Origin of the sequence: Maribacter cobaltidurans (genome assembly GCF_002269385.1) — a bacterium.
Lineage (GTDB): Bacteria > Bacteroidota > Bacteroidia > Flavobacteriales > Flavobacteriaceae > Maribacter > Maribacter cobaltidurans.
Genome location: NZ_CP022957.1, coordinates 1,922,846 through 1,946,716 on the forward strand (window position 1 = coordinate 1,922,846; position 23,871 = coordinate 1,946,716).

Annotated in this window: 24 protein-coding genes; 12 read left to right on the forward strand and 12 right to left on the reverse strand. The window is 40.8% G+C overall.

Features of this window, described 5'->3' with window-relative positions; all coding sequences use genetic code 11:
- Positions 1-401 precede the first annotated feature (401 nt).
- The 8 genes from rpiB to CJ263_RS08400 all read left to right on the forward strand — a co-directional run bounded on the left by rpiB (position 402) and on the right by CJ263_RS08400 (position 5,482).
- Positions 402-833, forward strand: coding sequence for a ribose 5-phosphate isomerase B (rpiB, locus tag CJ263_RS08365; RefSeq protein WP_094999169.1), 432 nt, complete (start codon positions 402-404; stop codon positions 831-833).
- A 7-nt stretch (positions 834-840) separates the two neighbouring features.
- Positions 841-1,761, forward strand: a complete 921-nt coding sequence (locus tag CJ263_RS08370; RefSeq protein WP_094996851.1) for a cation diffusion facilitator family transporter — start codon at positions 841-843, stop codon at positions 1,759-1,761.
- Positions 1,762-1,774: 13 nt separating this feature from the next.
- The gene (locus tag CJ263_RS08375) at positions 1,775-2,200 is read left to right on the forward strand and encodes a PH domain-containing protein (protein WP_094996852.1); all 426 of its coding nucleotides are present in this window, start codon (positions 1,775-1,777) and stop codon (positions 2,198-2,200) included.
- Positions 2,197-2,643 carry a GNAT family N-acetyltransferase gene (locus CJ263_RS08380; protein ID WP_094996853.1) on the forward strand — a complete coding sequence of 149 codons (447 nt, stop codon included), beginning with the start codon at positions 2,197-2,199 and terminating at the stop codon, positions 2,641-2,643. Before CJ263_RS08375 ends, CJ263_RS08380 begins: the two co-directional genes overlap by 4 nt.
- A gap of 248 nt (positions 2,644-2,891) precedes the next feature.
- Positions 2,892-4,030, forward strand: a protein-coding gene (locus CJ263_RS08385) for an IS3 family transposase (RefSeq protein WP_229702482.1) whose coding sequence is annotated in 2 segments (ribosomal slippage) — positions 2,892-3,153 and positions 3,153-4,030 — 1,140 coding nt in all. Because the reading frame shifts where the segments join, the coding sequence is not laid out codon by codon here.
- Positions 4,031-4,177: 147 nt separating this feature from the next.
- Complete coding sequence (locus CJ263_RS08390) at positions 4,178-4,480, forward strand: hypothetical protein (RefSeq protein WP_094996854.1); 303 nt, start codon at positions 4,178-4,180, stop codon at positions 4,478-4,480.
- Positions 4,481-4,644: 164 nt separating this feature from the next.
- Positions 4,645-5,145, forward strand: a complete 501-nt coding sequence (locus CJ263_RS08395) for a hypothetical protein (protein ID WP_094996855.1) — start codon at positions 4,645-4,647, stop codon at positions 5,143-5,145.
- A gap of 16 nt (positions 5,146-5,161) precedes the next feature.
- Entirely contained in the window at positions 5,162-5,482 is a 321-nt protein-coding gene (locus CJ263_RS08400) for a hypothetical protein (protein ID WP_094996856.1), read from the forward strand.
- A 294-nt stretch (positions 5,483-5,776) separates the two neighbouring features.
- Here CJ263_RS08400 and CJ263_RS08405 read toward each other — a convergent pair whose 3' ends face one another.
- The 4 genes from CJ263_RS08405 to dcm all read right to left on the reverse strand — a co-directional run bounded on the left by CJ263_RS08405 (position 5,777) and on the right by dcm (position 8,938).
- Positions 5,777-6,415: an NAD(P)-dependent oxidoreductase gene (locus CJ263_RS08405; RefSeq protein WP_094996857.1), complete on the reverse strand. Its 639-nt coding sequence runs from the start codon at positions 6,413-6,415 to the stop codon at positions 5,777-5,779.
- A 179-nt stretch (positions 6,416-6,594) separates the two neighbouring features.
- Positions 6,595-6,969 (reverse strand): hypothetical protein, encoded by a 375-nt coding sequence (locus tag CJ263_RS08410; RefSeq protein WP_094996858.1) that lies wholly within the window; start codon positions 6,967-6,969, stop codon positions 6,595-6,597.
- Positions 6,970-7,092: 123 nt separating this feature from the next.
- On the reverse strand, positions 7,093-7,701 hold the full coding sequence (locus tag CJ263_RS08415; RefSeq protein ID WP_094996859.1) for a hypothetical protein: 609 nt from the start codon (positions 7,699-7,701) through the stop codon (positions 7,093-7,095).
- A 10-nt stretch (positions 7,702-7,711) separates the two neighbouring features.
- Positions 7,712-8,938 carry a DNA (cytosine-5-)-methyltransferase gene (gene dcm / locus CJ263_RS08420; protein WP_094996860.1) on the reverse strand — a complete coding sequence of 409 codons (1,227 nt, stop codon included), beginning with the start codon at positions 8,936-8,938 and terminating at the stop codon, positions 7,712-7,714.
- Between the two features lie 89 nt (positions 8,939-9,027).
- On the opposite strand from dcm, the gene CJ263_RS08425 reads away from it, so the two are divergent.
- A complete protein-coding gene (locus CJ263_RS08425) occupies positions 9,028-10,212 on the forward strand; it encodes an SH3 domain-containing C40 family peptidase (protein WP_094999170.1) in 1,185 nt (394 codons plus the stop codon).
- A gap of 11 nt (positions 10,213-10,223) precedes the next feature.
- On the opposite strand, the gene CJ263_RS08430 is transcribed toward CJ263_RS08425, so the two are convergent.
- The 6 genes from CJ263_RS08430 to CJ263_RS08455 all read right to left on the reverse strand — a co-directional run bounded on the left by CJ263_RS08430 (position 10,224) and on the right by CJ263_RS08455 (position 18,875).
- On the reverse strand, positions 10,224-11,744 hold the full coding sequence (locus CJ263_RS08430) for a sodium:solute symporter family protein (protein ID WP_094996861.1): 1,521 nt from the start codon (positions 11,742-11,744) through the stop codon (positions 10,224-10,226).
- Positions 11,745-11,870: 126 nt separating this feature from the next.
- Positions 11,871-13,358, reverse strand: coding sequence for an acyl-CoA synthetase (locus CJ263_RS08435; RefSeq protein WP_094996862.1), 1,488 nt, complete (start codon positions 13,356-13,358; stop codon positions 11,871-11,873).
- A gap of 25 nt (positions 13,359-13,383) precedes the next feature.
- Complete coding sequence (locus CJ263_RS08440; RefSeq protein WP_449405335.1) at positions 13,384-15,357, reverse strand: outer membrane protein assembly factor BamB family protein; 1,974 nt, start codon at positions 15,355-15,357, stop codon at positions 13,384-13,386.
- Positions 15,358-15,535: 178 nt separating this feature from the next.
- Positions 15,536-16,399 carry a fructosamine kinase family protein gene (locus CJ263_RS08445; protein WP_094996864.1) on the reverse strand — a complete coding sequence of 288 codons (864 nt, stop codon included), beginning with the start codon at positions 16,397-16,399 and terminating at the stop codon, positions 15,536-15,538.
- A gap of 6 nt (positions 16,400-16,405) precedes the next feature.
- Positions 16,406-17,359, reverse strand: coding sequence for an MBL fold metallo-hydrolase (locus CJ263_RS08450; RefSeq protein WP_229702390.1), 954 nt, complete (start codon positions 17,357-17,359; stop codon positions 16,406-16,408).
- A gap of 13 nt (positions 17,360-17,372) precedes the next feature.
- Entirely contained in the window at positions 17,373-18,875 is a 1,503-nt protein-coding gene (locus CJ263_RS08455; RefSeq protein WP_094996866.1) for a S10 family peptidase, read from the reverse strand.
- Positions 18,876-18,966: 91 nt separating this feature from the next.
- On the opposite strand from CJ263_RS08455, the gene CJ263_RS08460 reads away from it, so the two are divergent.
- From CJ263_RS08460 to CJ263_RS08470, 3 genes are read left to right on the forward strand one after another with little or no spacing between them, the layout of a single operon-like run.
- Positions 18,967-20,073 (forward strand): acyltransferase family protein, encoded by a 1,107-nt coding sequence (locus CJ263_RS08460; protein ID WP_158657113.1) that lies wholly within the window; start codon positions 18,967-18,969, stop codon positions 20,071-20,073.
- A gap of 28 nt (positions 20,074-20,101) precedes the next feature.
- Positions 20,102-20,929: a PIG-L deacetylase family protein gene (locus tag CJ263_RS08465; RefSeq protein ID WP_094996868.1), complete on the forward strand. Its 828-nt coding sequence runs from the start codon at positions 20,102-20,104 to the stop codon at positions 20,927-20,929.
- A 27-nt stretch (positions 20,930-20,956) separates the two neighbouring features.
- A complete protein-coding gene (locus tag CJ263_RS08470; RefSeq protein ID WP_229702391.1) occupies positions 20,957-21,847 on the forward strand; it encodes a 3-keto-disaccharide hydrolase in 891 nt (296 codons plus the stop codon).
- Here CJ263_RS08470 and CJ263_RS08475 read toward each other — a convergent pair.
- Both CJ263_RS08475 and rnpA read right to left on the reverse strand, forming a co-directional pair.
- Positions 21,844-23,478, reverse strand: coding sequence for a S41 family peptidase (locus tag CJ263_RS08475; RefSeq protein WP_094996870.1), 1,635 nt, complete (start codon positions 23,476-23,478; stop codon positions 21,844-21,846). The two genes, CJ263_RS08470 and CJ263_RS08475, sit on opposite strands and share 4 nt — an antisense overlap.
- On the reverse strand, positions 23,459-23,863 hold the full coding sequence (gene rnpA, locus CJ263_RS08480) for a ribonuclease P protein component (protein ID WP_229702392.1): 405 nt from the start codon (positions 23,861-23,863) through the stop codon (positions 23,459-23,461). The genes CJ263_RS08475 and rnpA overlap by 20 nt, the downstream gene beginning before the upstream one ends.
- Between the last annotated feature and the right edge of the window lie 8 nt (positions 23,864-23,871).

Genomic DNA, 23,871 nt, shown 5'->3' on the forward strand with positions numbered 1-23,871 from the left:
ACCGTGAAAATCAAGATATTAAATAAGTTATCAGCAAGCGTTGATAACCTATTTAAACATGTATTTATTAATAAGTTTAAGTAAATTTAATGTTAACTAAGGAATAGAATTTTTTAAAAACCTACTTACAGTTTCTAATATCATTTTTGGTTTTGTACAAAAAAGGATTGTATTGTAAAAAATTCCCGTTCAAAGCAAATTTAGAATTGCTTAGTTGTTAACATATTATTAGCGTCTTACAACCAATTTCCAACCTCTAATAAACAGTGTAAATTCAACTTTAGGAAAACTATGTTGTAAACCTATGATTTTTTGTGGTCAACATAGGGAAGTTGTACCTTTATGGCTATTATAATTCCCCCAATGCCTACAATAGGAGTTTTATATTAAAAAACTTTATTATGAAAATAGCTATAGGAAACGATCATGCGGGTACAGATTATAAACTTGCCGTCATAGGTCTTTTAAGGTCCATGGACATTGAAGTAATCAACTATGGAACGGACGGTTCAGATAGTGTTGATTATCCTGATTTTGTACATCCGGTCGCCCAGGATGTGGAAGATGGCAAAGTGGATTACGGTATTATTATCTGTGGTAGTGGAAACGGTGCTTCCATGACGGCCAACAAACATCAAAAAGTAAGGGCCGCCTTGTGTTGGACCAAGGAAATTGTGGAATTGGCCAGGGAACACAACAATGCGAATATTCTAAGTTTACCAGCCAGGTATATCGCTTTACAACAGGCCTTGGAAATGGTAGAGGTCTTTTTAAAAACCCCGTTTGCAGGTGGACGGCACGAGAGAAGAATAGAGAAGATACCTTGTAGTTAATAGGTATATGGGCCACAATCACCATAATCACGCTCATGGGCATGCCCATCCACAAGTAGAGGGTAAGAACCTTGTTATTTCCATATTCTTAAATATTCTAATTACCGCCTCTCAGGTTGTAGGAGGTATCATTTCGGGCAGTCTTTCCTTACTTTCTGATGCCCTTCATAATTTTAGTGATGTTTTATCGCTTATCGTTAGTTATATAGCCAACGTACTTTCCAAAAAAAAAGCATCTACTACTAAAACGTTTGGTTATAAAAGAGCGGAAATAATTGCGGCCTTTGTTAATTCGGCTACACTAATGGTCGTTGCGGTTCTATTGATTAAGGAAGCTATTGAACGTTTTATTACTCCCCAGGAAGTAGAATCTGATTTGGTTATTTGGCTTTCCCTTTTAGGTATAGTAGCCAATGGTTTTAGCGTCTTTCTTATTAAAAAGGATTCTGATAAAAACATGAATATGAAATCTGCCTATCTTCATTTATTAACGGATATGCTGGCTTCCGTAGCCGTTTTAATTGGGGGATTGTTGATGAAGTTCTACGAACTATATTGGGTAGATCCCTTGTTGACTTTTATCATTGCCGTCTATTTGATTTATATGGGATTTGATCTTTTAAAGGATTCTACCCGTGTTCTTATGCTTTTTACACCAAATACTGTTCAGGTACAACAGATTGTGGATACGATATCCAGTTTGGATGACGTTAAAAATGTACATCATGTACATCTGTGGCAATTGAACGAAAACCAAATTCATTTAGAAGCCCATATAGATTTTAGTGAGGATATAAAGCTTTCAGAATTCGATAAAATTTTAGAAGATATAGAAGAAGAATTATACCATAAGCACGGAATAAACCATGTCAATATTCAGCCCGAATTTGGTAAGTGTGACAATAAACATGTCATTGTTCAGGATTGAGTTATTTTAACCCATGAAAATCTATAAATCAAAAATTAGTTGGGGACTTTTATTCTTTCCGATGCTGCCTTTTTTAGGAATCATCGTGTACATGATGGTAAAAGGGGAAGAACCTTTGGCAATCCTTACGACTTCTTTTATTTTTTTACTCGTGGGATTGTGCATTTTATATCTATTGATTACTACGGAATATTCCATCGATAAAGAAAGGCTGTTTATAAAATGTGGTTTTATCTACAGAAAGCATCTTGATATTTCAAGAATCCGATCGGTTAAAAGAACAAGCAGTATGTTCTCCGCTCCCGCGGCATCCTTGGACCGGATACAGATTGCCTATGATTCTTTTGGTATATTGATCATATCCCCCAAGGACAAGGAAAACTTTGTACAAGATTTAATAGTAATCAATCCTGATATAAAAGACTACGTGAACCTATGAAGATATATACCAAACCCTTTGATGCCTTGACCATACAGGAACTATATGCCTTGTTGCAATTACGTAGCGAAGTTTTTGTGGTGGAGCAAGATTGCGTGTACCAAGATTTGGACGGGAAGGATACTAAGGCCATTCATGTGATAGGAAAAAAGGGAAATAAAATTGTTGCCTATACCCGTGTTTTTGCTCCGGGGGACTATTTTCCCGAAGCTAGTATTGGTAGGGTAGTGGTAAAAAAAGACCAAAGGCAATATGGGTATGGAAAAACGATTATGGAAGCTTCCATAAAGGCTATTGAAGAAGAACTCCATACCAAGACCATTAGAATTTCTGCTCAGACCTATCTCTTAAAATTTTATAATTCGCTTGGTTTCCAAGCTGAAGGGAAAGAATATTTAGAAGACGGTATTCCGCATGTTTCCATGGTGCGGGTAGAATTTTAAGGTTGAAAAGGGGTTCTATTAACGAGCGTTATTCATAAAAAGGAAGTATGATTTATATTCATACGTTGATAATAATTTAGAAAAATCTTATGCTTTATTTATTTATTGGAGTTTTTATCTTAATTGTGATTGTTTTCTTTGTATCAAAGAACAAATCAAAAAAGGATAAAAAAAATAAGCCTGTAGCCTTCCCTAAAAATAGGACAGCTTAAAATTAGAATTTTCTAACTTTAAATTTTAACTGTCATATGAAAAAAAGCAAGTTTACCGAGAGCCAGATCATCAAGGCATTAAAAGAGAACGAACAAGGAAGAAGTGTCGGGGACATCTCCCGCGAGATGGGTGTTGACAAGAGCACCTTTTACTATTGGAGGAAGAAGTACGGGGGCATGGAAGTGGCCCATATGAAGCGGCTCAAAGAGCTCGAGGATGAGAACCGCAAGCTCAAACAGATGTACGCCGATGTAAGTCTGGACGTTCGTATGTTAAAGGATGTACTGTCAAAAAAGTTCTAGGGCCTTCCGACAAGAAGCACCGCGCAAAATATCTCCAGGAGGCCTATTCGGTCTGCGTATCGCGTTCCTGCCGGGTAATCGGGCTTGCCCGTTCGATGTGGTACTACCGTACCAAAAAGGACGATACGGAAGTCATCGATGCGTTATCGAGGTTGGCGGAAGAACTGCCGACCAGGGGTTTCGAGGTATATTTTAAACGGCTTCGTCGCGAAGGCCATAAATGGAACAGGAAACGTGTACTTAGGGTCTACAGGAACATGGGTCTAAAGTTGCGCAGAAAACATAAGAAAAGACTCCCGGCAAGGGTAAAGAACCCGTTGGAGGCCCCGATCGAGCTCAACGAGGTATGGAGCATGGACTTCATGGCCGATGTACTGTCCGATGGAAGAAAGGTAAGGGTGTTCAACGTCATGGACGATTGCAACCGTGAGGCACTGGCAATGGACGTTGGCCTGAACTACCCGGCAAGAAAGGTCGTGGAGACCCTTGGGCACCTGGAAGAGGAGATAGGCCTTCCCAAAACGATACGGTGCGACAACGGTCCCGAGTTCATCTCCAAGACCTTGGCGGCATGGTGCAAAAAGAAAAGGGTCGAACTCAGGTTCATCCAACCGGGCAAGCCCATGCAGAATGGATATATGGAACGCCTGAACAGGTTTTACAGGGAGGACGTACTCGATGCATACTGGTTCAACGACCTGCACCAAGTAAGGGCGCTGACCCAAAAATGGAGGGAGGATTACAATACAAGGCATCCCCATTCATCCATCGGGGATATGCCGCCTAGGGAATACAAGAACCGTTTCGGGGAAGAATTCTTCCCCGAAACGGACAACATTAATGATAATTTTATGAATTTAGCGATGTCCTAAGAAGGGGAAGGCTACAAGCCCATAAAAAGAAAAGTAGTTAGAGAAATAATTTTTCGAGGAGATTCTAAAAACTACGTTCGAAAAATTGAAGAAACAGATAATCCTAATTGGGAAAAAATTTATAGAAAATCTGAAAAATGGTTTGAAATGGGTTATGAGAAGAAGTTTCCTGGATATGGAAAATTATATAATCGCCTTTTTGATGTTTGGTATTGCGATGTTGGTTCTAAAGAAAAAAAAGACAGGCAATCTCATAAAGACACTTTTCCTGAACATTATACACCCGACAATTACGAAGCTATAACAAAAAATGAGATTAATTTTGAAAAATTAGCGAATAGTAAAGATTATAAATTATTATTTTCTGGACTTGACAACAAAAATAGAAAGAGGTGGTATTTTGGAATTAAGAAACTTGAACCTACTGGAATTGAAATAATAAGCTTATAAAAACTTATGGCTATACCTGCTATAATTTAAAGCTGTTCTTTCTAACTCTAAACAAGATAACCATTAATACAACCCAATTTGTTCAGAACATTTCTCATAGTAAGTGTCCCCAACGTAATAATGGGTACTATGTAGTACTCAAATACCAAGAACTGAATAATTGAATGAAAAAACCAATAGCAATACTTGAACCGTTATCTAAGGATTTAGAGAATTTAGGTATTGGGGAATATTTAAAATCCCGAGATTTTAAGCGTTATTGTATAAAGGCTGGAATCGAAGAATATTGGAGAGGAGCCTATGATGAAGCGAAAAAGAATAGAAGCTTTTTCTCGGTTGGAATGGATCATGAAAAGTATGATTCTGAGGCAGCTCTAAATCTTGTCTTAAATGACCTCTATCAAAATTACAATAATCAATTTTTTTATTTTATAAGAGATTTAATATTTACTTTCTCAGAATGGACTAGCGAATCGATTGATACAAGTGAAATTATAGAAGATTTAGAGTTACTAAATTGCCCAAATGACATTTATGATGTAATTGAACGTTTAAATACTCAGGAAAAATCTGCAGTTCCAAAATCAATTATTCCTTCAACTGTTTGGAACTCGAAAAAGCTAGAGGAATGCATTGATAAAATGGACATTTCTATAAAAAAATAGTGAATTTAATTTAACATTGACATATGCCTATTCCTGTTTAGAGGGTTTATTCAAAGCATATATTGAAAATAATTTACCTAATAAAAAAGAAGAATACGAACTTTCCAAGTTATCAAAAATCGTAAAATCTCATTTAAAAGAGCATTTTGAGGAGAACGACGAAAAGTTTCCAGAACAAATGCTTAATCTAATCGGAACAATTACTAATGCAGTTTCTAATGCACGAAACAATTTCAGCGAGTCTCATTTTGATAAAACATCTGACAGATGGTTAGCCGAATTTGTGCGTGATTGTGTAAATTCAGTTGGTAGGCTTGTATTAAAGTTTGTAAAATAGTAAAGTATAACAAAGTCTAAATAATGCGGACTTTAGACCCCAATTCGCGCGAGTCTTTGACTAGTAGCAATTTCATAAAGTCAAAAGCAGTAAAATATAACAATAAGTCTTAGGCCAAGAAAAAGTATTTTATCATTCTGAACGAAGTTTAGCTCAGTGAAGAATCAAATTACCTTATAAAAGGACACTTTGTTTCTCTCAATATGACAAAATTCAAAGGTTAACGCAAGAATTTTATTGGGGCATATGAGAAAACTTATAAAATATGGGCGGATAGCTCCGCCCATTTCCATTTTAAAGATTGTACAAAAAAGGGCTCTTATGGATATATTGCCTATCCTCCAGTTGCGTAATTAAAAAATCGGCCAAATCTGAAGCACTTATCTTATCTCCCTTACAATTTTCCAAACTTGTTTGGACAGGGAAATGTTCTTCGGTTTGAATAATTAAAGGTAATCTGACCAAAGTCCAATCTACCATCGTGTTCTGGTTTAAATATTCATATTCCATTTGTTTGTTCCTAGTGGTTTCAGGAAAATTATCGTACATCCATTGGGTAGCATACCTAACGCGTTCATCTTTTTGGTCAGAAGGAGTATTTACGTTTAAGCCAGTTATGGCTATATATCTGGAAAATCCATTTTTCTGAACGGATTTAATGATGTTTTTACTGGCCTGACTAAAAATAGATTTTTCTCCCCTAGGTTGACCCAAAGTACTGATTATAGCTTGACAATCTTTAGTACACCGCAGAACAGAGTTATAATCCCTGGCATCTCCTTTGAGGGTCTCAATCAGAGGATTTTTAAAGCAATGTTCTTCTGGATGTCTTAAAAGAAGTTTAAGGTGAAATCCTTGTTGAAGTAATTTGGACACTAAATAGGTACCGGATTTTCCGGTCCCGCCGATTACGGCTACTTTATGTATTTTCATTTTGTTTCTTTATAAAATTTAGCAGTAAAAAGTTAGCCCTGTTTAGGGCTTCTGTTTTCTTCAGTCCCCATTGGGAACTGAAAAGCATACTATTTTATAAAGAGATTTTAATACTTAAATATAAAAAATAAAGGAACACAAATTTGTGTTCCTTTAGGAATTAAGTACTGTATTTAATCCTAAATTTTAATCGGTTGTTTATTACTAAGGTTAATATCTTCCAACATGGTGTCCGTAAACTTGTAGTGACCCCTTGTGGTTATAATACGAAATCGATTGGATTTCATTCTGCTCAAGGTGTCCAGGAATAACCATTTTGTCTTTAACAACCTTGGTTTCTCGGATTTTAAGCTGATATCAAAAAAGTATTTTCTTCCATTTTTTATAGCTACGATATCCGGCGTAATTTTATCCTCCGCTCCCTTTCTACTATAGGATTTGGGTTTTTCATAGCCTTCCATATCGGCCTTGATATTTTCAAAACCAGTGGCTTCTAAATGATGTATCGATTTCTCTAAAAATTCTATATTTTCTGACTTGTCTAATTTTACCATACCTAGTAAGATAACAGAATAAAGGAAAAATCCAAAAAAAAGAGCCTGATTAACAGGTTTTTAACGTAACACCATTTTTAATGGCTCAGGTTTCTTTAAGCTTTGAGAAAGGTGCTTTTTGTTCTAAAATAGGTTCTTGGCCAAACCCATATCCAGTAAAAATTCCAAGCGCAAAACCAGATTTATGGGTTTTTCTGATTTGTTATTTTTGGAATGATATAAATAACCTTCCGTGCTTGGGTTTAGCTCCTTAATGTTGGTTTTACCGTGTGGAAGGCTTTCCGCTGGATAATTCTGGCTGATTATATTCTGGGTAATTCCCCTCGTTTCTAGAAAAGCGATAAGTTTTTGACGGTTTACAAAGGTTACCTTGCACGAAGTAAAAACCTCGGGTTCATCCTCGTAAATGGAAGTGACCAAGGCATAAAAATCTGTTTTTTTGTTGGCATCGTATAACCAGCCCTGCTTTATAAAATCATTTTTATAATAACTGAGTTCAAAGGCAAATGTGGGTAGGCTTTCATTGATGTAGTCCAGCTGTGCTTTTTCATCAACGACATGGGTCATGTGGGAGGATTTTTGTTTGAGCAAGAGATCCACCCCCTGTAGTTGTTCGTTTATATCATGAATGCGTTCAAAATGATAATTTTTTAAGTGCTTGGTGTAATATGAGTCCAATAACAAGGAAAGTCTTTGTTCTTTTTTTAGGTCCGATGTAAAGGTACTTTTCAAACCAAGGTGCTTAAACGTTTATCTTTTGTGACAATACGGCACCAATCCTTTCTATTATACCGACCACCAAGGCATTCCCCATAAAAAAGGCCCGCTTGGTATCGCTAATCCCATCTAACTGGGTGTGATTGTCCGGAAACATGTTCAATCGCTCCAACTCCATTGGAGTTAACCGGCGCAATCCTTTGGAAGTTTGCACCACATGTTTAAATCTTGATGGACTTTTACCACCTTCCCCGGTAATGATTGTTCTTGAGGCATTGTTCAAGGCATCCGGAAACACCATAGCCCCTTCACTGTAGTTATAGCTAAATCCACTTTTAGCAGTTCTGACCTCTTTTTTAGAACCTTTTAAATATTCCCACTTGGGCAGGTCTTCTTCACCGATGTAAAACTCCTTCGGGACATCCCCATTTTGAAGTATATCTTTCAAAAACGTTCTTTCCCCTTCGTAGCACGACTTAGTTTTCGCCGTAATCACTTTTCCTTCAACAAATACGCCGGTATTTTCAAAGGGTGATAGTTTTTGCCCCTTGTTGAAGTTATCCGAAAGGGAAACCAAATCTCCCTCTATAGTATATTCTCGAATAACCGAAGTGCCTTCATCAACCGGAAAGGCTTCGGCCAGGACACCATCCTGTAACATCCAATTTTTGGCATCGGACTTCCTTAATTTTTTGTAGAGCTGGGTGCTTTTGTGATAGCCCAAAAAAAAGATACGCCTCCTCCGTTGTGGCATACCATATTCCGAAGCATTGATAACACGCCATTCCACGGCATAACCCAGTTCCTCCAAACTTTTGAGCATAATGGCAAAATCCCGACCTCTTTGACTGGAAGGTGACTTAAGTAAACGGTCCACATTCTCTAAAAAAAGATATTTTGGAGGATGTTTTTTTTCCGATAGAATCCTGTGGATGCTCCACCAAAGCACTCCTTTTTTACCAATAAGGCCTTTGGAATTTTGTAAAGTAGTAGCCACCGAATAGTCTTGGCAAGGGAATCCCCCTACGAGTAAATCTGCATCGGGAATTTCTGAGGAGGGCACTTCTGAGATATCGTAATTACTATGATTTTCAGGACCAAATCGAGCCTCATAGACCATGGAGGCATGTTGTGTTTTGGTACTGGGTTCCCATTGATTGCTCCAGACAACCTTATAGTTATCGGCTTGTTCCAACCCTAGGCGGAACCCTCCAACACCGGCAAAAAGTTCTATAACGGTCAGCTTTTTCATTGATGGCTAAGGTAGCTAAATTATATAATGAGATCCAAGAACTATTTGAAGTAAAAAGGAGTAGATTCGTTATTTTTACAAAAAAACACATGCGGTTTTCTATTTATTGTTTAGTTCTGTTTTTGATATTTGGTTGCCAACCCGAACAAAAGAAAGATGTAGAAGTTTCATCCTATATTGAAGAAATCAAAAATGAATTTGCGCCGGATAAGCGAGTGGCTCTTTTCAAGATAGAAGGAGAGCAAAACCCTAAGGGTTGGACGCTTAAAGGAGAAACTAATTTGCCGGAAGCACTCATTGCCCTTAAAGAAAAATTGGAGGAAGCCAACATTGTTTATATCGATAGTATAAAAGTACTGCCAGGTGAAAATTTGGAGGGGAAACACCATGCCGTGGTATCCATTTCTGTGGCCAATTTGCGAAGCGAACCAAAACACTCTGCTGAACTTTCTACACAGGCAACACTGGGAACCCCATTAAAAGTTTGGAAAATGGAGGGAGGCTGGTATTACATCCAAACCCCTGACAAGTATTTGGCCTGGGTAAATTCCGGTGAAATTTCATTGTTGACCGATGCGGAACTGGACGAATGGATGAACCGGGATAAAATAATTTATATAGATACATACGGACATGCTTTCTCCAATGTAAGGTCCCAAACCAGGGTTTCGGATCTGGTAGCGGGCAATATTTTGGAAACAACTGGAGAAGAGGGAGATTTCTACAGGGTCAGGTTTCCTGATGGCAGGGAGGCCTATGTTCGAAAGAAAGAAGCAAAACCCTACGATACTTGGCTGGATGGCTTGGACAGAAGTCAGGAGTCGCTTGTAGAAACGTCCAAGACTCTTATGGGAGTGCCTTATCTTTGGGGTGGAACTTCTACCAAGGGCATGGATTGCAGTGGCTTCACCAAAACCGTGTATTTTTTAAACGGCATGATTATTCCGCGGGATGCTTCACAACAAGTACGTACCGGAAATGGCATAGACTCTGTCAAGAACTTTAATCAATTACAAAAAGGGGACCTACTGTTTTTTGGTAGAAAAGCTACAGATTCTACCGCGGAAAAAGTGGTCCATGTAGGAATGTGGATTGGGAACAATGAATTTATACATGCATCGGACCGAGTACGAATTAGCAGTATGGACAAGGATGCTGAAAATTATGATGAATACAACTTAAATCGATACCTACGCACCAAACGTGTCTTGAACCAAAAGGACCAAGCTTTGATTGATTTACAACGCAACTTTACCTTTTTGAATTCAAACTAAACAGCTGCCTCTTATTTACCAAAAACATGTTTTAAATGCGCATCGTCCGGTTTACGGTTTTTGCTAAGAATACTCACCACCACATAGGTAAGCATGGACAGCAAAAAGGCCGGAATTATCTCATGAATATCCTTTAGGGCCTCATAATTAAATCTGAACACAAAACGCCAAATGATATTGGTCAGCATTCCAATAATCATAGAGGCCAAGGCGCCCAGGTCCGTACCCCATTTTAGATAGAGTCCACCGAAAATTGCAGGGAAAAAGCTAGCTGCAAATACTGCACCCGCAAAGGCCGTTAGCTCAACAATACCGGCAATAGGGTAAAGCGTCAACAAAAACACCATTAAGCAATAAAAGGCCATGAACCACTTGGTCCTAGGTATTATTTTGGACTCCTTCATGGGTTTGGCCACATGCCAAATATCCTTGACAAATGCAGTACCAATAATGATGATAACAGAAGCCAAAGAGGACATTCCCGCGGCAAACAATCCGGCAACACAGATACCGCTCACCAATTTATTGTCAAACTTATCCAGCATAAATCCGACCACTTCATCCGTATGGTTTATAAGGTAGTTGGCTTCTTCAGGCGTTGTCATGCCATGCACCAAAGCTCCTAGACCCATGACACAAACTAGGGAAACACCTAAAAAAACCGGGGTCCATATCATGGCGAACCGCATACTTTTGGAATTATTGACTGAATAGAAACGGATGAGATTTTTGGGTTCTGATATCTGCTTCATCCCTACGGCAAGGCCGATTCCAAGGATGTATAAAAACGAAACCAATTCCCCAAAGGTCACCAACCCGGATTTGATAGGGGCACCCGCTTTGGTCAAGTGTTCCGTATTTGAGATGGTTTCAAACAAATTATCCACCCCTCCGACATACATAAAAGGAATGGCCAACATTAAAATGGCGACCCCGAACATAATGATACCCTGTATGGCATCGGTCCATAAAACACTGTACATGCCACCCCAAATGGTATAGGCACAGGTTACAGCAATTATGGCGAAAGAACCATATTCATAAGGAATATCCAATACGGAGGTCAATACATGGGCACAGCCCTTGGCTATGCCCACCATATACCAAAGGGTTGCGAAAAGGATGATTACGGCGGAAAGTACTCTTATGGTTTGTGCCAAGGAACTTTTATATCGTAAATGAAAATAATCGGGGATGGTAAAGGATTTTAATCTAGCGGTTTGAAATCGCATTTTGGGACCTAAAAGTTGCCATGAGATAACACAGAAAAAAGTCCAAATAAAACCCATCCAAGCCCACGAGAGGCCAAATTCAAAGGACTTTCCCGCTTGTCCTATATAGGTGTTGGTACTGGCTGAAGTCGAAAAAAAAGCCAAGGAGATTACCCAGCCCGGTATTTCCCTTTTTGCCACATAAAAACCTTCAACCCCCTGAGAGGCCTTTTTCTTGAAAAACCACCCTATGTACAAACAACCACCTACATATAGCGTGGTTAAAATAAGGGTTACATAGTGTTCGAAAAAGTAGTCCATCAGTGCTCCGGATTATGGTCGTTTTCCTCTACATGAATATCCCTTCTAAGGACAAGTATCGCATTGATGATGACTAGAATTAAAATTCCCCCATAGGGAACCCAGGTTAGAAAATCCATAATTTGGTTATTTGGTTTCGAACAGCTTTTTTACCTCGTTTTTGGTCACCTTGCCCAAGACGTTCCTTGGTAACTCAGATATCTTTATATATTTCCTCGGAATTTTATAACCGGGCAACTGGGTCTTTAGCCAAGCGCTCAATTCCTCGGTATTTAATCCTTCGTTCGAAGGAACGATGCAGGCGGCAATAACCTCGCCCCATTCTTCGTCGGGCAATCCAACAACGGCACAATCACTTATAAAGTCATGTTTTCGCATGACGTCCTCTATTTCCAAGGCCGAAATCTTATACCCGCCGGACTTTATAATGTCCACACTGTCCCTACCCAAAATTTTATAAAGACCATCGTTGAGCATACCGATATCTCCCGTAATGAACCAGCCGTCTTCCGTAAACGCTTTTTCCGTTGCATCGGGTTTTTGCCAGTATTCCTTAAAAACACTGGGGCCTTTAATCTGAAACTCCCCGGGTTCGTTTTCTCCAACAGAATTGTTATCTGCATCAACTAAACGCATTTCAACCGTTGGCAAGGGCAAGCCAACATGGCCGGGTCTTCGTTCCCCGCGATAGGAATTCGATAGTCCCATGCCAATTTCCGTCATTCCATAACGTTCCAAAAGTGTTTGGCCGGAAATGGACCTCCATTTTTCCAGAACGGGAACCGGTAACGCGGCTGATCCAGAAACCATCAACCTAAGCTTGGATGCTGCTTCGGACATCTTTTTCTTCTCCTCTTCGTTTGCGTCGTCCCAAAAGGCAATTAGTTTGTAGTAAATGGTTGGGACGGCCATAAAAAGGGTGAGCCTTCCAGAGCAAATAATTTCCCAAACTTTTTCATCGTTGAACTTTGGTAAAAACTCACAACACGCCCCGCTCCAAAGCGCACAGCTCATCACATTGATAATTCCATGGACATGATGTAAGGGCAGAATATTAAGAATGTAGTCGTCCTTTTCCCATTCCCAGGCTTCTACCAAGGCCGTAATTTGTGCCTCAATATTGGCATGTGTCGTTACTACTCCTTTGGGTTTACTTGTCGTGCCACTGGTATATAAAATCATGGCTCTTCTATCCGGGGACAGATTGGGCAGACTAGAATTGTTTTCAGCAAACATCGCCTCCATGGGAACTACTGAAATTCCCAGTTCAGCCTCTAAAGGTTTCAAAAAAGAAACGTAATCCTTATGGGCAATGACCATTTCAGCTTGGGTATCCTCCAAAACATACTGGATGGAGGGTAAGGGATGAAGAACGCACAAAGGCACGGCAATTCCGCCAGCCTTCCATATTCCCCATTGAATCGCCGTATATTCAAAAGAGGGAGGAACCAAAAAGGTAATTCTACCCTCATTTAAATCGGTGGAATTACCTAACAAATTAGAAGCTACAGCATTGGAAGAAGCTATAAGCTGGTCATAGCTATAACCTTGATTATTGGAGGATATAGCCTTTCTTTCGCCAAAAGTTTTGGCGCGCTCAAATAGTGTTAACATCGTCGGTCAGTTTGTTCTTAAGCCATTAGGGCAGGGCAAAGGCAATGATTTTATTCCCTTTTTTGGTTCCTAGTTTCTCCCCACCACAAGCAATGGCAATATACTGCTTTCCATTAAACTCATACATGGCGGGCGTGGCGAATGCCGGAGCCGGCAGCTCATATTCCCAGAGAAGAGTGCCATTTTCCTTATCAAAAGCCCTGAAAAACCCATCTTTTGTCGCTGCAATGAACAATAGGCCGTTTTCCGTAACCACGGCACCCCCATAGTTCTCCGTACCTGTGCCAATACCCTTTTCTCCCAATTCGGGAGTATTTCCGAAAGAAATTGACCACTTGTAATCACCTGTATTCAAATCTATTGCATGCATTGTGCCCCAAGGAGGGTCAATGGCAGGAAGACCATTGCTGTCCAAGAACTTGGTATATCCGGCATGTTTGTATTTTTCTTCTGTTTCGCTATTTTCGGAGCGCTCATCCACAACAGTGTGTTTTATTTCTTCATCAAAAAGAAACAATAGCAAGGCGTCCATCTCTTCCTTGGTCAGTTGGGGAAAACCTGTCATCATTCCTTTTCCGTTGGTAATGATCTGTGACACTTCATTTTTTTCCTTCCGAAGTTGTAAGTCAAGCAAAGAAGGATAACCACTGCCCACATTTCCTTTTCTATCGGGTTGATGACAGGTTACGCAATATTTTTGATAGATACTTTCGCCCAAGGGACCGTCATAAGCCTCTTCATTATTTTCAATAACACCCAGCATCCAAGCCATTTCGTTGGAATTAACATAAAGAATTCCCTCTTCGGGATCTACGGAGGCCCCACCCCATTCTGCAGCCCCGTCATAACCAGGCAACAATAGAACAGGAGCAATATTTGGCGGAGCGTAAAGCCTTTTGTCTGCCGAAGCGAAGACGTCCAACAACTCCTCTTTGTTTTCCGCAAACGGACTAATATTCGCTTCGGTAAGCTCTTGGGAAAGCCTTGCAAAGGGTTTTGGACTTTTGGGTATGGGTTGGGTGGGCCAAGTTTCTTCCCCTTCCAATTTCGATTTGGGAAATGGCATTTCCTCTATATCAAAAAGAGGCTCGCCGGTTAATCGGTTAAACACAAAAACATATCCCTGTTTGGTCACCTGGGCCACAGCGGGAATTTTTTCACCATCCCTTTCTACCATAAGAAGATTGGGTGGAGCGGGTGGGTCCCGATCCCAAATATCATGATGTGTAAACTGAAAGTGCCAAAGCCGTTCCCCCGTATTGGCATTTAAGGCCAAGAGCGAGTTTGAAAACAAGTTCTGCCCAAGCCGGACACCTCCGTAAAAGTCGGGCGCAGCCGAGCCTGTTGGCACATAAATGATTTCAGCCTTCTTGTCTACGGCCATGCCGGCCCAATTATTGGCCGCTCCCACAAGGGGGCTTTTATAGGCTGTGGAATCTTCCCAGGTCTCATGGCCAAATTCGCCGGGACGAGGTATGGTATAAAAGGACCATTCCAACTTGCCGGTAATGATGTTGAAAGCCATTATATCTCCTGGAGCCGCCCCCACTCCTTCCGATACCCGAAGCGGCATTACAATCAAGTCCTTAAAAACAGTGCCCGGGGTATTGGAGATGACAAACTTGTTTTGGGCACTTTCGTCCATGCCTGAACGCAAATCTATCCTACCATTCTCGCCAAAGGATGCTATGGGTTTACCGGTCAAGGCATCCAAGGCATAGAGATAGGCACCACGGGTACAAAGAATTCTTTGGTCCTCTCCTTTGGACCAATAAGAAACGCCACGACTCGTAGAGTGCCAAACTTTAACGGAATCCCCAAACTGCCAAAGTTCCTCCCCGGTTCCTGAATGGAGGGCCACGACTCTAAGGGCTGCTGTCACGCCATAGAGAATGGAATCCACCACTATGGGGTTCATTTGCATTTGACCCCAATCCTCCGCTTCATAGGTCCAAGCCACTTTAAGCGTTTCTACGTTTTCTTTGTTTATTTGGGACAATGTGGAAAAATGGGTCCTTCCCGCATCGCCTAAGTAAGAAGACCAAGTAGCATATTCCTTTTTTGCTGTTTTTTTTTTTCTGTTTCGCAGGAACCTAAAACGAGGGAAAGTAAAAATGCGGCACTTATTTTAATCAGTTTCATGTAGGGTCGAGTTTGAAATAAAGATAGCCAAAAGCCTAAAAATAAGCAGCTAAAATTCTTTTGACAGCTGGTTTATAAGAGTTCCCAAATAGGTTTAAATGCACGAGGAGATAGTACAATTGATACAAATCCGTTCGTTCGTTTTCACCTGGTTCAGGAGGCATTACTTCTTTATATGCCCTGTAAAAGGAATCCCCAAAACCTCCAAAAAGCTTCGTCATGGCAATATCCACTTCGTAATGACCCCGATAAATCGCAGGGTCGATTAAAAAAGGAACCCCATGGTTTGAAATTAAATAATTACCGCTCCATAAATCCCCATGCAGTAAAGAAGGCGATACTTTGGGAAACATATCGGTACAGACCACCATCATCGTATCTTCTGAAGGAATTTCATCCCTCCCCAATAACCCCTTGTCAGCAGCTGATTTTAATTGGGGAAGCAATCGTTCTTCCACATAAAATGTAGTCCAGTCCAAATGCTTTTTGTTGGATTGGGGCAAACTGCCTATGAAATTATCTTCCTCCAGCCCAAACTCATTTTTGACTGATGCTTGGTGCAGTTTTGCAAGTTGCCGTCCAAAAAGAGCCATGTCCTCAGTATTCGCTCTTTTGCTCTCAATGTATTCCATTAGAATAAAGGCACCCTTTTTGTAAGGCTCAACCTGAAAGGGCCGTGGTGTGGCTATGGCTCCTGTTTTCAACAAGGCATGAAGTGCATTTTTTTCCGCTCTGAACATGGGTAATGCCATTTTCTCGGCATTAAGCTTACAAAAGAATTTTTCGGTTTCGGACTCCAACAGATAGGCTCTGGATATATCCCCTCCGGAAAGCGGCGAAACTCGCTCTATTTTTGTGCATAGAATATAGTTGAGATGTTCTATTAGCTCTTTGTCCAAAACAAATTATAATTTAAATACCATATCCTTTCTGGCGATTTGAAAGCCCTCTTCCAGTACTTTTCGAGTCTGTTCGGAATCCCTATTCAATAAAGGGTTGGTATGGTTGAAGTGGATAAAATGAATTTTATTTTTTTCCGATATTGAAAGCCCTTGGAATAGTTGCATACTTTCAATGACGAAGGGATGGGGTATTTCTGAAATATCCCGATAATTTATTTCTTCGGCATCATAAAAAGTGGCATCGATCAAGGCATAATCCACGTTTTTAACTTCTTCCTTAATATCCTTGTCCCACTTCTCCCATTTATCAATATCCGGAATAAAAAGTAAGGTTTTGTTCGGCCCTATTATCTTGTAGCCTACGGTTTCCGAATATTCATCACGATGAGGTACGGTAAAGGGGATTACGGTCAGTTGTTCCGAAACCGTTATTGCTTTTTCATTTTCAGTTTGAATGAGTTGGATGTTGTTATTGGCCACCAATTGGCCCCATGGACCGTTTTCCCTCAAGAACCGATGCATTTTAGGCATCGTATAAACCGGGATATTTTTCGTATTTGCCGCTTCCTTACCCAAATACATGAGCCCGCTATAGTGGCCAATATGGGCATGGGTAAGAAAAACACCGTCTGGATAATCGTTTTCCTTGAAGGGCGCATTCAGCCTTAAATCCCTGATTTGTTTGGGCATATCAGGTGTTGCCTCTATAAGGAATGTTTTGTTGTTTTTGGAATCCACAATCCCTAGGGACACCACCTTTCTAGACCGATCACCGGTCTCAAAAAGATGAGCACAACACTTTTTTTCACAGGCGATATGCGGACTGCCCGCATCTTGTACCGTTCCCAAAACATGCACGGTCAAACCTTCGTTCGGAGATTCGGAAGGGGAAAATTGTCCAAAAAACAGTCGGGGAACCAGTAAAAAGAGAACGAGATGGATATCAGTGAACTTCAATAGAGAAAACGTATTAGTTGTTATAAAATACGCGAATATCCTCGGACAGCTGTATAAGGTCGGGTTCATGGGTGTACATCATGTGGCCGGCCTCATAATATTTCATGGAGACTTTTTCGGTGACAATCCCATTTCTTGCAAACGTGTATTCGGCATCAAAAAAAGGCGTAATAAGGTCGTAGTAACCGTTGGCGACCATTACCTTCATTTCTGGGTTGCGTCTCATGGTCTCCCCAAGAAAAGGCGCCGTGTTCACGGGCATCGGTTCCCAATATTGGCCATCTGGGACGGTGCGCCATCGCCATCCCTCACCCCCTCCGGAGGTAATGTAAGGCCGGTCCATGTCAACTTTTAAATCGGTTGCAAAATAATGGTTGATTCCCGCAGTATAGGCAGCGCCGATTTGGTAGCTTGCCGGGTCTCCTAGGTGGGGACGTTCGGCCACATCATCGGATTCATCACCCATAAACCTACCGTCCAAACGACCAATGGCCAAACCTTGATTCTCCAAGAGTTTTTTCTGAAATCGTTCTACGAGAATACGCAAGTTAGATTTAAGTATATAGTCCTTGTCCAATCCTGTAAAATAACTGAGCTTCTCGGCTATGTCATTCCTCTCGGCATTGTCCAGGAGGTTGCCCTTGTAAAGGGCTTTGGTGTAATCACCATAGGTAAATTCCCTGCACTCCTTTACAAAATCGGTCAACGTTTTTCCCTGCCCCGCTTTTTTATGGTACCAGGCAGTGGCTGCCATACTTGGTAAATAGGTGATATAGGAAGTGATGTTATAATGGATAGAGGTAGAACCGGCATAATCCAAGGCCTGGGAAATAAGAATCATACCGTTGAGCGCCATGTTCTGACCCGAGCCCTCCAAGGCGTTGCCCAAATAGGCGGCCCTTGTGGTACCGTAACTTTCACCGGCCAAATATTTGGGAGAGAACCAGCGCCCGTTATCGGTGACCCATTTTCTTATAAATTGAGCAAAGGAAGCGACATCCTCTTTGAGGCCATAAAAGTCCTTTCCTTTTCCTTTTCCCACCAATTGACTATACCCAGTGCCTACGGGATCAATAAAAACAAGATCAGTAAGGTCTAAAAGGCCATGTTCATTGGCCACAAGATTATAAGGAGCGGCACCATCGTCCTTCTTGGCTTCTGAATCCACTTTTATGATTTTGGGCCCAAAAAGCCCCATGTGCAACCATACGGAGGCCGAACCAGGACCACCATTAAAAACAAAGGTGACAGGTCTTGTTTTAACATCCCCCATGGGATTTTTGGTATAGGCAACCGACCAGAAAGTAGCTATGGAGTCCCCTGCTTCATTGGTTAAAAAGGTTTCCTTGGCAGTCGCTTTATAATTGATAGTCTTCCCTCCGAAAACACCTTGGTGCATGGTTTCAAACGTCTTTGCCTTAGGAATAGGTTTTGCGATTTCCTCTTTATTGTCGGTCTGCGAAAGGACAAAAAGACTTGAGGTAAACAAAAGGGTAAAAAGCGCTAATTTTTTCATAGGAGATGGCTCTAAAAAGGAATTTGGAAGATAATCATTTCATTTAAAATTTGTTGTACATTTCTAGGCTAAACCTAATCATCCAAATGGTATGTCGCAATTCGCCAAACCATTGACTCAACGCCTGTATTCTTTGGATGTTTTCAGAGGATTCATAATGTTCCTGCTCATAGCGGAGGCTGCAGGGTTCCATGAAAGTTTCGCGAGTTTAACGGAAGGCTCTACTTTTTATCCACTGGCGCTTCAATTGCAGCACCATCCATGGAACGGCCTTCGGTTCTGGGACCTCATACAGCCCTTTTTTATGTTTATTGTGGGTGTGGCCATGCCTTTTTCCTTTAAAAAACGATTGGAAAAGGGAGGCAGAAAGGAATTGAACAAACATATTGCCATGCGATGTCTCAAGTTGTTCCTTTTTGGTGTCCTGTTACATTGTATTTACAGTCACGGTCCTGTATGGGAGCTGTGGAACGTTTTGGTTCAATTGGCCTTCACCATTCTGATTGCCTATGCTGTTATGGGTAAAAGCACAAAGTTTCAAATAGGGTTTACAATTTTTCTTTTGCTGCTGACTGAAGTCCTATACAGGATCTACAACCCAGAAGCCCCTTACGCACAAGGTCACGAAACATTTGGCGCTTGGGTAGACCTCTTGGTGATGGGGAAGGTGAATGACGGATATTGGGCATTCATAAATTTTCTGCCAACGGCGACCCATACCATCTGGGGCGTTGTCTGTGGTCAACTATTGCAGAACTCTAGAGCCACATCAAGTAAATTAAAGACTTTCCTCTTTTGGGGAGTTTTGGCAACCGTTACAGGGTTTACCTTGGATTTTTTTGATATTACACCGATTGTTAAACGTATTGCGACCACCTCCTTTACACTGGCCTCTGGAGGTATTTCAATTTTGGCACTGGCCCTGTTTTATTGGATTATCGATGTAAAGGGATACAGGAAAAAATGGCTACAAATTTTTGCCGTTATAGGCACAAACTCCATTTTCATTTATTTATTTGCAGAAACGTTTGGGCATTTGATATTCAGGGAGTTCGATATTCTTTGGAACACCGGTCTTTTTCATAACCTTGACGCTTATAAGGATTGGCTTTTGGTTTTGGAATCATTGTTAATTCTCCTATTTTTATGGTATATCACCTATTATTTGGACAAGCGCAAAATCTATTTTAAAGTGTAGATATAAGAAACATCTAAAAAAGCCCAGCATGAAGAAAACATCAATAGCAAGTAAATCGGTATTATGGCTACGCGCATATGTGTTTATAATTTTTCTTTTGGTGGGTTCTACGTGCCGGGCGCAAAAGCCCTATGAAGGAAAGGTGTTACTGGCGGTTTTTGCACATCCCGATGACGAGAGTACCGTTTCTCCCATATTAGCCAAATATGCCAGAGAAGGAGCAAAGGTACATTTAGTTGTTGTTACGGATGGTAGGTATGGCACCAACGATTTCCATGACCACAAGGCAGGGGATGAATTGGTCGTTACCCGAAGGGAAGAAATGAAATGTGCCGCAGAATTGTTGGGAGTTGAGTTGATTCACTTAGATTTTCATGACCAACTTCGAGCAGCTGAGGGCTATGACGGCCATGTTCCACACGCAAGGGAAATGATAAAGCAACTCAATGAAATTGTAAACAGGTTAAAGCCTGACGCCATCATTACATGGGGCCCTGATGGTGGTTCCACACACATGGACCATAGATTGGTGGGAGCGTCCGTTGCCCAAGTGTACCTTAGCCAGGATTGGGATAAAGGGGTGGACTTGTTTTATTATGGTACCCCAGCTGACAACATCGATGACCCTGAAGGAAAGGTTTTAAGAGGGCAGGCAAGTAAATATTTAAGAACGAAAGTTCCCTATACCGATGAAGATTTGGAAAAAGCCGCAAAGTCTTACAGATGCCACTACAGTCAAATTGACCCTACGCTTACGGAAGAAGATTTTATGGAACGACGGTCTAAAAACGGCAAATATGTATATCTAAGAAAATTTGAAGCCCCTAAATCAGATTCAAATTCTATTTTTGAATAGAATACAACTCCCTTAATAAAAGTTCTAATGAAACATTCAGTAATCAATTTTGTAAAACCAGCTTTCCCCTTCAGAGGGATATGTATGCTTTCCATTTTATTTTGTTGTGTTTTCGCCTCATCACAACAAAAAGAGGAAGAAGGATGGACCTCAATGCTCAACGGAAGTGATTTAGAGGGCTGGACCGCTAAAATCCAGCATTATGATGTGTTTGATAACCATGGGGACACCTTTAGGGTAGAGGATGGTATTTTAAAAGTAAGATATGACCAATACGAAGGTTTGTTCAACGATCGCTTTGGACACTTGTACTACGATCAGCCTTATTCCCATTTTCATCTATCTATGGAATATCGTTTTGTTGGCGAACTTTTCCCTGGGTCTCCGGATTATACAATTTTAAATAGTGGTTTAATGTACCATTCTCAAGACCCGCGAACCCTACTTAAGGATCAGGACTGGCCTATTTCCGTGGAAATGCAATTCTTGGCGGGACTAGAGCCAGGAAAGAATAGGCCCACTGGTAATATGTGCTCCCCAGGAACAAATGTGGTTTACAAAGGGAAATTGGATGCTACTCATTGTATAAACTCAGCCTCTGACACCTATTTTGGTGACCAATGGGTAAAGGCAGAACTTATAGTCTATGGCGATTCACTAGTAAGGCATATCATCAATGGCAAAACGGTATTGGAATATGCCAAACCCCAAATGGGCGGCGAAAATGTCAAAAGATACGACACCAATATTTTTAAGCCGGGAACACCTTTAAAGGAAGGATATATTGCCCTACAAAGTGAAGGGCAGCCTATTGACTTCAGGAATATAAAAATAAGAAACCTAAAAGGGTGCATGGACCCCAAAGCCACTAATTATGGTGCTCATTTTATTCAGCCCGGAAAATGTAGCTACGATTAACGTTTACCCAAAAGGCCATCATATTTGGAGCCATTGCCAAGTAGCTCGGTAGCGGCAAGGATAGCATCATCGTTGGCCAAGTAATATTGATATAGCCCGTCACGATAGAAATAACGCTTTACGATTTCATCCTCAAGGTTTTTTTGGATTTCATTTTGGTATTTATCCAGTGCATTGATTTTCCCTTTTTGAATATTTGCCAATAAGGTCTTGTAGCTGTCCTTAACCTCTTGTCCCAAAAAGTCATTTTCTGGACCCGATAATGCCTCGGTAATCGCTTTTTCCGCTTTTGTTTTAAATGAAAAGTCACTCTGTCTTACAAAAGCCTTAAAGTTGTTGAAGTCAGAATTGGAAAACTTGAAATCGGCCACATTATCTACCTTATGACTAAAATAATAGTCAGTGGCATAATCGAAAATCACATTGTTTTGAAGCAATGCCATGGTCAAGTCGTTTGTTTTAACAGCGGCAATCTCTACATCGGGCAGAACTCCACCCCCATCTTGAACCTTTCTCCCGTTTCTTGTGGTAAAATCATTGAAGGTGGTATTTCTTACGGCATTACCATTATCATCCCTGTTCCAGTAATCCAAGGCCTGAATGCATCTTCCAGATGAGGTATAATATCTAGATATGGTAACTTTGAGCTGTGTGCCGTAGGTGAGTTTTAAAGGCCGTTGTACCAAGCCTTTTCCAAAGCTCCGGGCTCCCATGATTACGGCTCGGTCCAAATCCTGTAAGCTCCCGGAAACAATTTCACTGGCAGAGGCACTGCTTCCATTGACCAGCACCACCAATGGTATTTCTGCATCCACAGGTTGGTTTGTAGTTCTATACTCCCGATTAAACTTTTTAACCTTGGACTTGGTAGTTACCACCAGCTCGCCTTTTGGTACGAACAAATTGGTAACGTTAATAGCCTCGGAAAGTAATCCACCGGGGTTGTCCCTTAAGTCTAGAATTATTTTTTCCGCACCTTTTCCTTTTAAATCCAACAAAGCACTTTTTGTTTGGTCCGTAGCCTTGGCATTGAATTTGGACAAGACGATATATCCGGTTTGGTCGTCTATCATTTTGTAAAATGGCACAGCATCTACCTCTATTCCTCCACGTTCAATAGTAGTACTGCTTATCTTGCCCTGTCTTTTATAAATTACGTCAACGGAAGAGCCTTCTGAACCTTTGAGAAGTTCACTTGCATTATCTTCAAAATCGGCTACTTTGATATCCCCTATCTGTATAATTTGATCCCCTGCTTTAAGTCCGGCCTTGTCCGCAGGATATCCTTGATGAGGCTCTATAATCAACAACCGATCTTTGTAAGTGCGTACGAGCGCCCCGATGCCAGAATACTCTCCTGCATTGTTTATCCTGTAAGATTCTACATCCTGTTCGTTTAAAAACTTGGTGTAGGGGTCCAGGTCCTCCAACATGTTTTTTATGGCCGTATCCATTAATTCCGCAGGGTTGGTTTCGTCCACATAGTTCATGTTGAGCTCTTTGAAAAGCGTCGTGAAAATCTCTATCTGCTTCGCTATTTCAAAAAAATCGCTTTTAAAACTACTTCCAACCACAAGAAAAGTAAGGGCCAGAACGGGAAAAATGATTCTTTTACGCATTAGTTTTTTCATGAATCCGGGCATTAAATTTTTCCAAAAGCAGCTTCATTTTGGACTCTAGATCCGCAAAAGCCGGTATTTCCTTTCCAAGGTATAAAAATAAAAACGCAAAGTTCTCCTGAGTATTGTTAAATACGATGTCTTTGTTCAATCGGTAGGATTCCCGTAACAACCTTTTTATTCTATTTCGATGGACCGCACTTTTGAAGTTTTTTTTTGGAACCGTTACGGCCGCTTTAATGGAAACCTCTTGACAGGGTGTCTCAAGGTAGATGAGTTTTATGGGAAAGACAGTAAGGCTGCTTCCTTCGGTAAAGAGCTTGCCAATAAGTTTTTGGCTTTTAAGTTTTTCTTTTTTTCCGAAGGAAGCGTCCATCTGTTGTTTTAGTGCGTTCATTTAGTGCA

Bases quoted from the DNA above. Each gene is read 5' to 3' on its own strand.
- rpiB (WP_094999169.1), top strand. From the start codon at position 402: ATGAAAATAGCTATAGGAAACGATCATGCGGGTACAGATTATAAACTT.
- CJ263_RS08370 (WP_094996851.1), top strand. From the start codon at position 841: ATGGGCCACAATCACCATAATCACGCTCATGGGCATGCCCATCCACAA.
- CJ263_RS08375 (WP_094996852.1), top strand. From the start codon at position 1,775: ATGAAAATCTATAAATCAAAAATTAGTTGGGGACTTTTATTCTTTCCG.
- CJ263_RS08380 (WP_094996853.1), top strand. From the start codon at position 2,197: ATGAAGATATATACCAAACCCTTTGATGCCTTGACCATACAGGAACTA.
- CJ263_RS08390 (WP_094996854.1), top strand. From the start codon at position 4,178: ATGGGTTATGAGAAGAAGTTTCCTGGATATGGAAAATTATATAATCGC.
- CJ263_RS08395 (WP_094996855.1), top strand. From the start codon at position 4,645: ATGAAAAAACCAATAGCAATACTTGAACCGTTATCTAAGGATTTAGAG.
- CJ263_RS08405 (WP_094996857.1), bottom strand. From the start codon at position 6,415: ATGAAAATACATAAAGTAGCCGTAATCGGCGGGACCGGAAAATCCGGT.
- CJ263_RS08410 (WP_094996858.1), bottom strand. From the start codon at position 6,969: ATGGTAAAATTAGACAAGTCAGAAAATATAGAATTTTTAGAGAAATCG.
- dcm (WP_094996860.1), bottom strand. From the start codon at position 8,938: ATGAAAAAGCTGACCGTTATAGAACTTTTTGCCGGTGTTGGAGGGTTC.
- CJ263_RS08425 (WP_094999170.1), top strand. From the start codon at position 9,028: ATGCGGTTTTCTATTTATTGTTTAGTTCTGTTTTTGATATTTGGTTGC.
- CJ263_RS08430 (WP_094996861.1), bottom strand. From the start codon at position 11,744: ATGGACTACTTTTTCGAACACTATGTAACCCTTATTTTAACCACGCTA.
- CJ263_RS08435 (WP_094996862.1), bottom strand. From the start codon at position 13,358: ATGTTAACACTATTTGAGCGCGCCAAAACTTTTGGCGAAAGAAAGGCT.
- CJ263_RS08455 (WP_094996866.1), bottom strand. From the start codon at position 18,875: ATGAAAAAATTAGCGCTTTTTACCCTTTTGTTTACCTCAAGTCTTTTT.
- CJ263_RS08460 (WP_158657113.1), top strand. From the start codon at position 18,967: ATGTCGCAATTCGCCAAACCATTGACTCAACGCCTGTATTCTTTGGAT.
- CJ263_RS08465 (WP_094996868.1), top strand. From the start codon at position 20,102: ATGAAGAAAACATCAATAGCAAGTAAATCGGTATTATGGCTACGCGCA.
- CJ263_RS08470 (WP_229702391.1), top strand. From the start codon at position 20,957: ATGAAACATTCAGTAATCAATTTTGTAAAACCAGCTTTCCCCTTCAGA.
- CJ263_RS08475 (WP_094996870.1), bottom strand. From the start codon at position 23,478: ATGAAAAAACTAATGCGTAAAAGAATCATTTTTCCCGTTCTGGCCCTT.
- rnpA (WP_229702392.1), bottom strand. From the start codon at position 23,863: ATGAACGCACTAAAACAACAGATGGACGCTTCCTTCGGAAAAAAAGAA.